Here is a 13,847-nt window from a genome sequence, read left to right on the forward strand (position 1 = left end):
TGTGTTTTTCGAGGCTTATTAAAATTTAGGAGAATATATGAAAAAGCAATCCAAGGAATCAATGCTTGAGGAGCTCATCGCGCCGGTGGTGGAAGCCGCGGGGTATGAGTGTGTTGATGTCACCTTTGAAAAAGCCGGAAAAGACTGGGTGTTAACCACCTACATCGACGGACCGGACGGCATCGGGCTGGATGACTGCGAAGCAGTCAGCCGCAGTCTCAGTGACCTGATGGATGAAAAAGATCCCATTGAGCAGAGCTACCTTTTAGAGGTATCATCTCCGGGAATAGACCGTCCCTTAAAAAAGGAAAAAGATTTTGTCCGCAATATGGATAAACGTATTGTCGTCAATTTCTACGCGCCGGTGAATGGCAGCAAGCAGTTAAGCGGTATCCTCAAAGGCTACAATGGCGCAGCGCTGACCCTACAGCTTGACTCTGAAGAAATGATGGAGCTGGAAATGTCTGCGATTTCCAAGGTTGCTCCGGAAATTGAATTTTAGGAAGGCGAATAAGTTATGAATGCAGAGTTTATGAGAGCGCTTGATGCTTTAGAAGCAGAAAAGAACATTGATAAGGAGGAGCTGATCGATGCCATTGAGGTATCCATCGAATCCGCCTACAAAAAAAATTATGGCAATGTCCAGGATGTGGATGTGAAGCTCGACCGTGAAACAGGAGAGATTACCGTTTACGCAACCCGTGATATTGTCGAGGAAGTCGAAAATCTGGAAACACAGATATCGCTCGAGGAAGCGCGCGAGCTTGACCCGACCTATGAGGCTGGGGATGTCTACCGTAAGATTATCACCCCGAGAGATTTTGGACGCATCGCGGCCCAGAATGCCAAACAGCTCATTGTCCAGCGAATCAAGGAAGCAGAGCGCAATATGGTTTACAACGAATACCTGGAACGCCAGGATGAGGTAATGACCGGGATGATCAACCGTATTGAGCGCGGCAATGTCTTTGTCGATATTGGAAACGGCGAAGGCTGTATGCCGCCGATGGAACAGGTTCCCGGAGAAAAATACTATCCGGGACAGCGCCTGAAGGTTTATCTGCTCATGGTGCGTAAAACCACCAAGGGACCGCAGCTCAGATTATCCAGAACCCATCCTGGACTGGTAAAGCGTCTCTTTGAGACCGAAGTACCGGAAATATATGATGGGGTGGTAGACATTGTGTCCATTTCCAGAGAAGCGGGTTCCAGAACCAAGATCGCAGTAAAGGCCAACGACTCGTCGGTCGATCCGGTTGGCGCTTGTGTGGGACAGAAGGGGATCCGTGTTCAGAACATCATCAATGAGCTGAACGGTGAAAAGATTGATATCATCAAATACAGCGACGATGTGCGCGAGTATTTATCCAATGCTCTGAGCCCGGCAAAAATTTACCGGATTCTGCCGAATAAAACGGAAAAGACTGCGATTGCAGTTGTCGATGATTTTCAGTTATCCCTGGCCATTGGGAAAGAAGGACAAAATGTCCGGCTTGCGGCAAAGCTGGCTTCCTGGAAAATTGACATTAAAAGCAAAAGCGACTTTGAACGTATGCTGGAAGAGAATCCCGATTTCGAGGCGGACTATACAAACGCCGGAGAAGAAGAGGATATTCTGGATGAGCTGAAAAATGAACTGGACGAGGTACTGGACATTCAGATTGATGAAGATCATGCCGAAAACCTCGATCATGTGCTGGATGAACTGGTAATGACGGACGAATTAGAGGATTTGGATGACTTTTTTGAATAAGTAAAGATTTATCCGGTATCTCTGTGATATAATATTATAATGTGTGCAGGAGGAAGCAATGAAAAAAATGCCCGTAAGAACCTGCGTGGTTTGTCATTCAAAAATTGAAAAGAAAAATCTATTGCGTATTGTCTGCAATAAAGACAATGAAATATTCTATGATCCAACGGGAAAAGCCAACGGGCGGGGCGCCTATATCTGTGACGACCCCAAATGCCTGGACGCTTTTCTGAGTAAAAATATTCTTGAAAAAGCTTTTAAACGGCCCATCGACAAAGATACCGTCGAAGAAGTGCGTCAAAAAATAAAAGAACAGCTGTCATAGGCCCTAACAGCCGATGAAAAATACAGCTATGGAGAGATCTATGAACAAATAAAAACAATTGAAGGGAGGAATTATATGTCAAAGTTAAGAGTTTATCAATTAGCAAGTGAATACGACGTTCCCAGCAAGGAATTTGTCGATATCTTAAACAAACATAATATTCCCGTAAAAAATCACATGAGTGTGTTAACAGAACAACAGGTAACGGACTTCAGAAAAGAATACAAAAAAGGTGAAGATACTAAAGAGCAGCCAAAGGCAGCGGCGCCGAAGCAGGAAGCAAAGGCTCAAAAGCCCCAGCAGCCAAAACAGGAAAACAAACCGCAGCCAAAAGCTCAGCCCCAGTCCAGGCCCCAGCAGCAGGAGCGCAAACCCCAGCAGGCAAAACCGCAGCAGCAGGAAAGAAAACCCCAGCAGCAGGAAAGAAAACCACAGCAAAGGGACAACAACGCCTCTCAGAACCGCCGGCCGGCAGATGGTCAGAGAAATGGCAGCAATGGCCAGAGCCAGCAGAAAAGAAATACCGGCGCGCAGGGAAACAGCGGCAATACGGGCAACCGTCCCAATAATGCCAAGGGCCAGACTGTGCCCAATAACAGCAAGCCAGACCGCAAAAACAAAAACCAGAAAAGAAATGCCAATAACAATAACCAGCCCGCTAAGGTAAGAGACCATAGCAAGAAGGGAAAAACAGCCCGCAGCGTTTACAAAAAGATGAAGGATGAGAAAAAGACCGAAAAAATGAAGAATCAGGTCTTTGAGATTCCGGAACTGGTAAGTGTTGGGGAGCTGGCGGAAATTCTGGATGTTGGCGCGACCGAAATTATTAAAATTTTAATGATGTCGGGCACCATGGCAACCATTAACCAGCAGATCGATTACGAAACCGCAGAGATTGTGGCGTCTGAGCTGGGCTATGAAGTCAAGGCTGTTAAACTGGAGGATGTCGTCACCAAAATTTTGGAAGAATATGACGAAGAAGATACCGGAAACGAAATTAAACGTCCGCCGGTTGTTACTGTTATGGGTCACGTAGACCACGGCAAGACCTCCCTCTTAGACCGTATCCGTAAGGCCAATGTTACAGCCGGTGAAGCTGGCGGGATTACCCAGCATATCGGTGCATATACGGTTACCATCAATGGTGAGACCATCACCTTTATTGATACGCCAGGTCATGAGGCCTTCACCGCCATGCGTTCCAGAGGGGCGCAGATGACCGATATCGCAATCTTAGTGGTAGCGGCCGACGATGGCGTCATGCCGCAGACCGTAGAAGCCATCAACCATGCCAAAGCGGCCGGTGTTCCAATCATTGTCGCCATTAACAAAATCGACAAGGATGGCGCTAATCCGGAACGTGTAAAACAGGAATTAACAGAGCACAATCTGGTGGTTGAAGAATGGGGCGGCGATGTTATCGCGGTGCCGGTTTCAGCTAAAAAAGGCGAAAACATCGATACGCTGCTTGAAATGGTTCTGCTGGTTTCCGAAATGGGTGAGCTCACAGCAGATCCTAAACGTGCAGCCCGCGGAAGTGTGATCGAAGCCCAGGTTAAAAAAGGAAAAGGCGTGACCGCCAGTCTTCTGGTACAGCAGGGTACCCTGCATGTTGGCGACTCGATTATTTCAGGTATGACCTACGGTAAGGTCCGTACCATGATTGATGATAAGGGCAAGCGGATTAAAAAAGCCGGCCCCTCCACACCAGTCGAAATTTCCGGCCTGTCGGATATCCCTGTCGCAGGGGATGACTTTATCGTGCTCGAAAACGAAAAAGAAGCGCGGCAGCTGGCAGAAAAACGCCGTGAAATGGAAAAGGATGCCCGCCAGGCCAAGATGCGCTTATCCCTGGACGACCTGTTCACCAAGATACAGGAAGGACAGATTCAGGATATCAACATTATCATCAAGGCGGATGTTCAGGGCTCCATCGAAGCCATCAAGCAGTCGCTTGAAAAGCTGAACACAGAAGATGTCCGTATCAATGTGATCCACGGTGCGGTCGGCGCCGTCAACGAAACCGACGTTATGCTGGCCTCCACCTCCAATGCGATTATCATTGGCTTTAATGTGCGTCCGGATAAAAACGCGCTGGCCGCCGCAGAAACCGAAGAAGTGGATATCCGCTTATACCGTGTTATCTATGACGCCATCGAAGATGTCAAGAAAGCCATGGAAGGCATGCTGGCACCGGAATTTGTCGAAAAAGTTACCGGGAATGCCGAAGTCCGTGAGGTCTTTAAGATTCCAAACGGCAGCATGATTGCCGGCTCCTATGTCACCGACGGCAAGATATCCAGAAATGATGAGGTTCGGATCATTCGTGACGGCATTGTTGTATTTGAGGGCGAAATCGCATCCTTAAGACGTTTTAAGGATGATGTTAAGGAAGTTGCCAGCGGGTACGAATGTGGTATTGGTATTGAAAAATACAATGACATCAAGCTTGGTGACGTCATCGAAACCTTTGTCATGGAAGCCGTGGCAAGAGAACTGTAAAATAAAGGGGGTGCTATTATGGCATCACATCGTATTGAAAAAATTAACGGTCAGATTCAGCGTGAGCTGAGTCTGATCATTCAGCAGAAAATGAAGGACAGCCGTTTCAACCGTGATACACTCAGTATTACCCATGTCAAAGCGGCGCCGGATCTTAAAACCGCAACGGTTTATGTCAGTATTTTCGGAACACCTGACGAAAAAGAAGAAGTTTTGGGCCTTTTGGATAACGCAAAAGGTTTTTTGCGGGCGAATCTTGGGAAGGTGCTCAAGGTGCACTCCATCCCCGCGCTTACCTTCAAATTAGATGATTCTGTGGAGTATGGCATGCATATCGACAGTATTTTAGCAAGTCTGAAAAAAGATAAAGGAGCATCTGAGGATGAAGAAGGTACCGACAGAGATTCTTGATTGTATAAAAGAGAATCAGAGCTTTCTGATTCTTGTGCACAATAAACCCGATGGCGATGCCATCGGGTCTGCTGTTGCTTTTGGAAAAGGCCTGAAAGCGCTTGGAAAGGACGTAGACTATTATATTGATACGCCCCTGGAGGATAAACTCCAGTTCTTCAGCGAGAGCCGCTATTTTGAAGAAGAGCTCCGGGATGAATATGACGTTGTGGCCATTTTGGACTGTTCGACAATGGAATATGCGTTTAAGCCTGTTCCGATGGTCAATGCTTCGGTCACCATGGTCATTGATCACCATGCCACCAATCTGGGCTATGGCGACGTCAATTTTCTGGAGATCACAGCTGCGACGGCTGAGCTGGTATTTCGTATTCTGGATGCTCTGGGCATTGAGCTCGATCCTGAAATGGTCGAGGCGGTCTTTACAGGCATTTCCACCGATACGGGCAGCTTCCAGTTTTCCAATGTCACCGCGGATACGCATCAGATATTAAGCCGTCTTTATGAACAGCGCGATAATTTTGCCGTGCTGTCCAAACGGCTGCACAGCGAAAAGAATTATGCTCAAATGAAGCTGTACGGCAGGGCTGTCGATTCATTGCAGCTCTATGAGGACAACACCTTAGCGTGGATTTTTTTAAGCTACGCGGATATTTGTAAATATGGCGGACCCGTTCAGATAACGGACGATGTGGCCAATATCGGCATGAACGTTATCGGCGTTCAGCTTTCCGCCACGGTAAAGGAAGTTGAATGTGGTATCTACCGTGTTTCGCTGCGCTCAAAAACGCCGTTTAAAATTGATGTTTCACTGATTGCCCATAAATATGGAGGAGGCGGCCATATGCGCGCCGCGGGATTTACCTTTGAAGGAGACCTGAAAGCGCTGAAAAAAGAACTGATCGAAGTGATCGAGTATTATAGGAAGCATGAAGAAGATATATGAGTGAGCTAAATGGTTATCTCAATATTTATAAAGAAAAAGGGATGACATCGCACGATGTTGTCTTTAAGGCCCGGCAGATACTGCATACCAAAAAAATCGGACATACCGGGACGCTGGATCCCAATGCCCAGGGCGTGCTGGTTTTATGTGTCGGCAAAGCCACCAAGGCAGTGGAGTATTTAAATGACCTTGATAAGGTTTATGAGGCAGAGATTCTTTTCGGTTACGAGACCGACACCTGCGATTGTACAGGCGCTGTAACCCTAGAGGCGCCTTTGAATTTTACCAGAGAAGATTTTTTAAAGGTCCTTGAGTCCTTTAAGGGTGACAGCCAGCAGGTACCGCCGATTTATTCCGCTTTAAAGATCAACGGCCGCAAGCTTTATGATTACGCGCGGGCAGGCGAGACCGTTGAAATACCGCCGCGCCCCATCCATATCAGCCGCATAGAAGCCATCGCGACCGATGAGCTGCCCCGCAAAGCCCGGTTTGTGGTAGCGTGCTCCAAAGGCACATATATCCGTTCCCTTTGCCGGGATATCGGTAAAAAACTGGGGACAGCCGCCTGTATGGGAGACCTTTACCGTAAAAGGGTGGGGGATTTCAGAATTGAGAATGCCCTGCATTTATCCCAGCTGAAAAATTTGATGCTGGTGGGTCGTGTTCAGGGCTTTTTCCATGAGCCGGAGTACGCGTTGGAAAAGTTCAGAATGGTGACAGCCAATGCGCAGGGCAGCCGGTTTTTGAGAAGCGGCAACCGTCTGTATCCGTGGAATGTCGTGGAAGATTTTGCGAACTTTGAAGACAGTGAAATCCTGCGTCTTTACGACCAGGAAGAATTTGTAGGTATTGGCCGGTTTTGCGCCGGCGAGGAACCCTATGTTCAGCCAATTAAAATGTTTTAGGGAGAAGAACCATGAATACCGAAATTAATCCAAACGAAAAAATAGTCCTGGCCCTTGGCTTTTTTGACGGCGTGCATCTGGGACATCAGGAGCTGATCAAAGCCACCATCAAAAAAGCAAAAGAATTGAATTGCGCCAGCGGTGTCATGACTTTTGCCGAGCATCCGCTAACCCATATTTTCCCGGCTTATTCACCGTGGCTGATTACCACGAATGAAGAAAAAGTTCAAATTATGAAGGATCTTGGGATAGATTACGTCTTTTTAAACCCTTTTAATGACCAGCTGATGTGCTACAGCCCCAAGGCGTTTATACGGGATTATCTGTTACAAAAATACAATGTCGCGCACATTGTGGTGGGCTTTAATTATAGCTTTGGCTTTAAAGGTGAGGGTGACATCCAGATGCTCACAGAGTTTGGACAGCGCTTTAATTTTGGCGTAACGGTGATACCGCCGTGTATTATTGATGGCCAATCGGTCAGCAGCACCCTGATTCGAGAGCTTATCGGCACCGGAAAGGTGAATGAAGTATCAACCTTTTTAGGCAGGGATTACAGTATAGAGGGAACCATTGTCAAGGGCAAGGGCCTGGGGCACACCTTTGATATTCCGACAGCCAATTTAAAAATGAAAGAAAAGGTCATCCTTCCCAGCAGCGGTGTTTACTATACGAAGATAAAAGTCCGCGGCCAGGAGCATGACGGCCTTACGAATTTAGGCTTTAATCCTACCTTTGATAAGCATCCTTATAGTATTGAAACCTATATTTATGATTTTGATGAGAACATCTATGGTGATTACGTAACACTGACCTTTAAAGAGAGGGTGCGCGGTGAGATTAAATTTGATAATCTCGGGGATCTGGTAGCACAGATCAAAAGCGACATCCGAAATATTCACACACGTTACAGGAAATAGAGATAAAAGGATGACCGTCCATTTCGGACGGTCATCCTTTTATGTTATACACTCTATTCGTTTTTCATACGATCCAGAATCTGCGCGCATTCATAATCTGTAATCAGCACATTGATATAGCCACCGTTGATGGCGCCGGAAATGGCAACAGGTTTATCGGCACCGCCGCAGACCCCGATGGCATATTTGGTGGTTTTGAGCACGCTCAGGTCAATGGACATCATTTTTTCGTTATATTCAAATTTATCGATATTGCCGTTTTCATCATAAAAAACCATGCAGATATCGCCGCACATTTTCTGCTCGCGGATTTCCTCAAAGATTTCTGGCGTGAAGTAACCTGTTTTGATAATGGTAGAATTACTGGTCGGCGCGCCGATCCCCAGAATCGCAATGTCCATACGCTTAGCTTTTTTAAAAACACGCTGGATACTGTTTTCCTTCATCAGCTCAATTTTTGTGTTTTTTCGCGAAATCATGGCAGGGGCGTGAAGAGGATAATAAATTCCCCCAAAGGCACGCGCCATGGACTCGGCAATATAATTACTGTGAAGTTCGGTAGCGACAGTGCCGATGCCCCCGATTAAAGGGACAAAGGTAAGGTTTGAGTGATAGGAGTGATCAGCGTGAGGCGCAATCTGCGCAACGGTGGTTCCCATGGTCACGCCAATGACATCGCCATCGCGAATAATTCGGGAAAGGTACTGCGCAGCTGCCTTGCCCATCAGGGCTTTTGTCTCGGCTGTATCTTCCAGAGTTTCTACGATGAAAACCTCTTTCAAGCCATATTTTTCCTCCAACAGCTGCTCCAGCTGGAAGTATTTGCGGCCATTGGTGTCCGATACCGTAATGGTGACAATGCCATGCTCCCTGGCAGCGGTCAGCAGTTTTGATATGGTAGGCCGTGAAATGGACAATTTATTGGCAATCTCCTGCTGACTCATATTTTTATTGTAATACATATCGCTGACGCGTAACATCATGCGTTCATCCTCAATAATATTTTTTTTCATTGAAAATTCCTCAGTTCGATTATTAGATAGTTTAAATTTTAACACAGCTTCCTTAGAAAAACCATTGTTTTTCAACATAAATTGACAAATGTTTTAAATAGTAAAAATGTTAAAATGACATTTTTGAAAAATATAAAAAATTAAAAGCGTTAAAATTAAAAAGAGAAATCTGTTTACAAATGTTTTTGTATTGCAGAGCAAATGAGAAGAAGCTTTCTGGAGATAGCTTAGAATGGCGATTTTAAAAGGGTTTTCAGAAACCTGAACAGAAAAAGAAGCGTAATTAAAAGAAATAAAAAAACAAATGTAAAAAATAATAGACGCTTCTTAAAATAAATGCTTAGAAGATCTTATGATTTGACAAAAAATAAAAAACGCATATAATCATAAGTAAGTAAGAACAAAAAGGGCTTACAAGAACATATGTTACAATGGATAAAGGAGAGCTCACCTTTTACTTGTTTAGCGGCAGATAATGCCGGTTTTTGATTCTATGGAGGGATGAATTATGTTAGTTACATCAAAGGAACTGTTTGAAAAGGCTCAGCAGCAGCATTTTGCAATACCAGCAGCCAATTTTATTGACTTGGAATCGCTGAAATGGCATGTGGAGGTCGCCGAAAAACTGGGGCTTCCGCTTATTCTCGCTTTAGCCGAAAGCCATCTTGGTGAAAATATTAACCTGGAGGATGCTGCGCTTGTTGGCAAAAAATACGCAGAGGCTGCCACGGTACCAGTGGTTTTACATTTGGATCATGGCGCTACGCCGGAAGTAATCAAAAAAGCCATTGATCTGGGCTTTTCTTCTGTAATGATTGATGCCTCGATGGAAAGCTTTGACACCAATGTATCCAGAACCAGGGATATCATTGATTATGCTCACCCGAAAGGGGTCGTGGTAGAAGCAGAAATAGGCCATGTGGGCGCCGGGGAAAACTATGAAAACCACGATGAAACAGACTCAAAATATACCACGGTAGAAGATGCCGAAAACTTTATCAGGGAAACCGGCGTCGATTCTCTGGCGATCTCCATCGGGACAGCCCATGGTATGTACAAAGGTATTCCAGAGATAAATTTTGAGCGATTAAAGGAAATAGCCACAGCCGTGGAAACGCCGCTGGTACTCCACGGAGGCTCGTCCTCCGGAGATGAAAATCTGAACAAATGCGCGGTCAGCGGCATTACAAAAATTAATATTTTTTCGGATTTTCTGGCGGCTGCCATGGAAACCTTGAAAAAACAAGCACCGGATAATTATCTTGATGTCAAAAAAGCTTCAAAAGAAGGTATGCAGAAAACACTTGAACATTATTACCATGTTTTTGAAACAAAACCAGTGGAGGTGTAAGATAATGAGAAAAATTAGAACCCCTTTTCTGATCGTTAATCCAAAGTCTTATCTTTATGGGGATAAAAGCCTTGCGCTGGCTAAAGCTGCCGATAAGGTGGCAGAGGAGACCGGTGTCGAGATTTTCTTTACCTGTCCCTTTGCCGATATTCGATACATTGCAGAAAACACGAAAAACATCATTGTGACGGCTCAGCATATGGAATCATTGCGCCCGGGGAGGGGAATGGGCCATGTGCTGCCAGAATCTTTAAAAGCGGCGGGAGCAGAAGCTGTATTTTTAAATCATGCAGAGAACAGCTGCACAATAGCTGAGCTGTATGCGACGATGAATCGTGCTAAAGAGCTGGAAATGCTTACCGTGGTCTGTGCAGATTCGGTTGTGGAATCAAGGGCTATCGCAGAAATGAAACCGGATATCCTGCTGTCTGAACCAACAGACCTTATTGGAACGGGCGAAATCGCTGATGACAGCTATGTGCTGGAAACTACCCGGCAGATACACGCCGTAGATCCCGAAATTCTGATTATGATTGCATCTGGTGTCAACTCTCCGGAAGATGTCTATAATATTATAAAGCTTGGCGCAGATGGGACTGGGGCAACCTCCGGTATCGTCGGCGCGCCAGACCCTGCTAAAATGGTTGGTGAAATGGCGGAAGCGATGGTAAAAGCCGCAAAAGAAAAGAAAGAGGAACAATGCCATGAAAATGTATAAAGAAGTGATCGAATTGGAATCCCACGGCGGTAGACCCACCTATTTTGATATTACACCGCAGTTAAAGAAAATTATTCAGGAAAGCGGCGTTAAAGATGGTATATGCGCTGTTTCCTCGCCCCATACGACCTGTGCCGTTTTTTTCGAGGAATTTGTCCACGATTATACAGAAGAAGGCGATGAATTTTTACAGGTCGATTTAAATAACGGACTCAATAAGATTTTTCCAAAGCATGAAAATAAGGATCAGTATTTATACCCGGGTGAAGAGCATTATCGAGAGGTTGAATCCTGGCCGAATGCGGAAACATATTTGCCGGGGGGAGACAGGACACAGCTGTTTAATTGTGACGCACATCTCAAGGCAACGGTTATTGGCTCAAGTGAAGTTTTTGATGTTGAAAATGGAAATCTTGGAGTAGGTGTGACAGGGTATGCCTATTTTGTTGATTTTGACTGTTCGCGTCCAAGGCCAAGAAAATGTAAAGTCTGCATTATTGGCGAATAAATTTTTAAGCATATAAGAAGTGCAGTGCGATCCGTTATCGAGGAGCGCACTGCGCTTTTTTATTATACAAAAGAAAAAATACACAATACAGGTCATAATTTATTTTTGTAAATTTCAAGCGCTTGTTAAACAAATAACATCATATAATTATCATTTGTAAAAGATATAACGACAATCTAAAATGACATTATTTTAACAAATGATTTAAAATAGCGGATAGAAAACGAATACAAATGGCTAAAATAAGCCAAAAGTGAATATTATTTAACAGATGCAGGATTGGTTTTTAAATTATTATTGGATTGACATTTACAAATGTGCGTTATATAATGCGTTCATAAACAAGAACAAAAGAAAAATAAACGCGTTTGAAATGAAGATGAGGGGTAAAGGAAAATGCAGAAGAATTTGTTGTTTTTAATCGTATTTGCGTTGATGGCGCTTCAAATGCTGCTGAGCCTGTTTCAGATAAAGCGCTACCAGCGGGAACTGAACAAGCTGCGGGGTACTGGCACCGTCGGTATCGGACACACGAAAGGGGGAATGAAGGCAGGCCAGATTTTGATCGTATCCTACAGCAGGCATAAGGATCAGGTCGTGGCTTACCGTCAGATGAAAGGGCTGACCATCTTTGCAGGCTTTAAGACAAAGGAAGCAATGATTGGCAAAAGCCTGTTGGATTTAAAAAGGATCGGGCTGGAAGAAGATGCCCGGGAATTCCGGCGCAGAAGAAAAAAGCATCCTTACGACGCTGAAGAAATGACCAAAAAGAAGGGCGCCCTTATTCAGGCCGTTGAGGCCATTGAAAAAAGGCTTGCTGCAGAAGATACGCAAACAGAAAATAAAAAGCGGATGCTTGAATGTACCGGAAGGCTTACGGCTGAAAAGTTAGTGTGAATAATGAACCGGCTGTAAAGAGCAGTATGGCTGTTTGCAAATCGGTGATTATCAAAAAAAGGAAAGAACGAGGAGGTAATTATGGAATTCTTATCAAATTTAGCGACTGCATTCATTGGGCTGTTTCAAATCGGGGGTGAACAGTTTGTCGGTTACATCACCGGAATTATCCCGACACTTGTTTGTCTGATCACAGCAGTTAACGCTTTGATTGCAATCATTGGTCAGGATAAGGTCGATAAGCTGGGGATTATCTGCAGCAAAAACTTTTTGCTCCGATATACACTCCTGCCGATTTTGTCAATGTTTTTCCTGTGTAATCCAATGGCTTACACCATGGGACGATTCCTGGACGAAAAGTACAAACCTGCGTTTTATGACGCGGCAGTATCATTCTGTCATCCCATTACAGGCCTTTTCCCGCATGCGAATGCCGGCGAATACTTTGTGTATGGCGGTATTGCGGCAGGCCTTACGACCTTAGGTAAGGATCTTGGTCCGCTGGCGATCCGCTACTTTATCGTAGGGGTCATTGTCATACTGATCCGTGGGATTATCTGTGAAAGACTGACCATTAAGTTCATGAAAAAGGGGGAAAACGCAAATGTATAAAGCCGTTAAAGTATCAAGAGGTTCTTCTGGCTGGGGTGGTCCGCTGGTTATCCAGCCAACAGAAAAGCGTAATAAAATCGTATCGGTTACAGGCGGCGGTATTGATCCGTTAACAAAAAGAATTGCTGAGCTGACCGGGGCGACGGCTGTGGATGGCTTTTCAACCGGTGTTCCGGATGATGAATTTGCCTGTGTCGTTATTGACTGTGGCGGTACAGCGCGGTGCGGCGTTTATCCTAAGAAGCAGATTCCAACCATTAATATTACATCAGTAGGCCAGAGCGGGCCGCTGGCCAAGTTTATTACCGAAGACATCTACGTATCGGGCGTAAAGCCTGAGACGATTCAGCTGGCAGATGGTTCCGACGCGCCAATCGCGACAGAGAAGGCTGTTCAGCAAGAAAAGCAGAAGAAAGAAGAACATAAAAGCGATAAGCGTGAAAAAAAGGAAAGCATCATTGTACGGCTTGGGAAAGGCGTTGGCGGTGTTGTTGGTAAATTCTTTCAGGCGGGCCGCGATACCATTGATATGGTTATCCGTAATATTCTTCCGTTTATGGCCTTTGTGGCCATGCTTATCGGGATTATCCAGGGGACAGGCCTTGGTGACTGGATTGCGAACACCATCTCGCCGCTTGCAAATACACTGCCGGGCTTGCTGGTTATCTGTATCATCTGCTCTATCCCAATTATCTCACCGATCATTGGACCAGGCGCCGTTATCGCCCAGGTAGTTGGCGTGTTAATCGGCCAGCAGATTGGGGTAGGTGCGATCAACCCGTCCCTCGCGTTACCCGCGCTCTTTGCCATTGATGCACAGGCAGGCTGTGACTTTGTCCCTGTTGGTCTCTCCCTTGGTGAAGCTGAGCCGGAAACCATAGACGCGGGTGTGCCAGCCGTCTTGTTTGAACGCTTGATAACAGGACCTGTAGCAGTTCTGATCGCTTACGCTTTCAGTATTGGATTATATTAAAAGGCAGAATAAA

Annotated in this window: 15 protein-coding genes; 14 read left to right on the forward strand and 1 reads right to left on the reverse strand. The window is 45.4% G+C overall.

All coding sequences use genetic code 11. The features are described 5' to 3' along the window. Positions 1–37: 37 nt before the first annotated feature. From rimP to I2B62_RS09695, 8 genes are all read left to right on the forward strand, one after another. Positions 38–502, forward strand: coding sequence for a ribosome maturation factor RimP (gene rimP / locus I2B62_RS09660; protein WP_195268757.1), 465 nt, complete (start codon positions 38–40; stop codon positions 500–502). A gap of 15 nt (positions 503–517) precedes the next feature. Then, a complete protein-coding gene (gene nusA, locus I2B62_RS09665) occupies positions 518–1,753 on the forward strand; it encodes a transcription termination factor NusA (protein WP_195268758.1) in 1,236 nt (411 codons plus the stop codon). A 58-nt stretch (positions 1,754–1,811) separates the two neighbouring features. Continuing rightward, a complete protein-coding gene (locus tag I2B62_RS09670) occupies positions 1,812–2,078 on the forward strand; it encodes a YlxR family protein (protein WP_038351432.1) in 267 nt (88 codons plus the stop codon). A 75-nt stretch (positions 2,079–2,153) separates the two neighbouring features. Continuing rightward, on the forward strand, positions 2,154–4,580 hold the full coding sequence (gene infB / locus I2B62_RS09675; protein WP_195268759.1) for a translation initiation factor IF-2: 2,427 nt from the start codon (positions 2,154–2,156) through the stop codon (positions 4,578–4,580). Positions 4,581–4,598: 18 nt separating this feature from the next. Then, on the forward strand, positions 4,599–4,991 hold the full coding sequence (rbfA, locus tag I2B62_RS09680; protein ID WP_195268760.1) for a 30S ribosome-binding factor RbfA: 393 nt from the start codon (positions 4,599–4,601) through the stop codon (positions 4,989–4,991). Continuing rightward, complete coding sequence (locus I2B62_RS09685; protein ID WP_195268761.1) at positions 4,963–5,937, forward strand: bifunctional oligoribonuclease/PAP phosphatase NrnA; 975 nt, start codon at positions 4,963–4,965, stop codon at positions 5,935–5,937. Before rbfA ends, I2B62_RS09685 begins: the two co-directional genes overlap by 29 nt. Beyond that, positions 5,934–6,842, forward strand: coding sequence for a tRNA pseudouridine(55) synthase TruB (truB, locus tag I2B62_RS09690; protein WP_195268762.1), 909 nt, complete (start codon positions 5,934–5,936; stop codon positions 6,840–6,842). Before I2B62_RS09685 ends, truB begins: the two co-directional genes overlap by 4 nt. A gap of 11 nt (positions 6,843–6,853) precedes the next feature. Continuing rightward, positions 6,854–7,762, forward strand: coding sequence for a bifunctional riboflavin kinase/FAD synthetase (locus I2B62_RS09695; RefSeq protein WP_195268763.1), 909 nt, complete (start codon positions 6,854–6,856; stop codon positions 7,760–7,762). Positions 7,763–7,815: 53 nt separating this feature from the next. Here the strand turns inward: I2B62_RS09695 and I2B62_RS09700 are convergent, their stop codons facing one another. Continuing rightward, positions 7,816–8,775 (reverse strand): sugar-binding transcriptional regulator, encoded by a 960-nt coding sequence (locus I2B62_RS09700; protein WP_195268764.1) that lies wholly within the window; start codon positions 8,773–8,775, stop codon positions 7,816–7,818. A 508-nt stretch (positions 8,776–9,283) separates the two neighbouring features. On the opposite strand from I2B62_RS09700, the gene I2B62_RS09705 reads away from it, so the two are divergent. The 6 genes from I2B62_RS09705 (at position 9,284) to I2B62_RS09730 (ending at position 13,834) form a co-directional block, all read left to right on the forward strand. Then, on the forward strand, positions 9,284–10,126 hold the full coding sequence (locus I2B62_RS09705; protein WP_195268765.1) for a class II fructose-bisphosphate aldolase: 843 nt from the start codon (positions 9,284–9,286) through the stop codon (positions 10,124–10,126). 4 nt (positions 10,127–10,130) lie between these two features. Continuing rightward, on the forward strand, positions 10,131–10,844 hold the full coding sequence (locus I2B62_RS09710; protein WP_195268766.1) for a triose-phosphate isomerase: 714 nt from the start codon (positions 10,131–10,133) through the stop codon (positions 10,842–10,844). Beyond that, positions 10,831–11,352: a YjbQ family protein gene (locus tag I2B62_RS09715; RefSeq protein ID WP_195268767.1), complete on the forward strand. Its 522-nt coding sequence runs from the start codon at positions 10,831–10,833 to the stop codon at positions 11,350–11,352. Before I2B62_RS09710 ends, I2B62_RS09715 begins: the two co-directional genes overlap by 14 nt. A gap of 396 nt (positions 11,353–11,748) precedes the next feature. Beyond that, positions 11,749–12,249, forward strand: a complete 501-nt coding sequence (locus I2B62_RS09720; protein ID WP_195268768.1) for a transcriptional regulator GutM — start codon at positions 11,749–11,751, stop codon at positions 12,247–12,249. 81 nt (positions 12,250–12,330) lie between these two features. Continuing rightward, positions 12,331–12,861 carry a PTS glucitol/sorbitol transporter subunit IIC gene (locus I2B62_RS09725; protein WP_013380768.1) on the forward strand — a complete coding sequence of 177 codons (531 nt, stop codon included), beginning with the start codon at positions 12,331–12,333 and terminating at the stop codon, positions 12,859–12,861. Further along, the gene (locus tag I2B62_RS09730) at positions 12,854–13,834 is read left to right on the forward strand and encodes a PTS glucitol/sorbitol transporter subunit IIB (RefSeq protein WP_195268769.1); all 981 of its coding nucleotides are present in this window, start codon (positions 12,854–12,856) and stop codon (positions 13,832–13,834) included. The genes I2B62_RS09725 and I2B62_RS09730 overlap by 8 nt, the downstream gene beginning before the upstream one ends. The last annotated feature ends 13 nt before the right edge of the window (positions 13,835–13,847 follow it).

The organism is Eubacterium sp. 1001713B170207_170306_E7 (assembly GCF_015547515.1).
Taxonomy (GTDB): domain Bacteria; phylum Bacillota; class Clostridia; order Eubacteriales; family Eubacteriaceae; genus Eubacterium.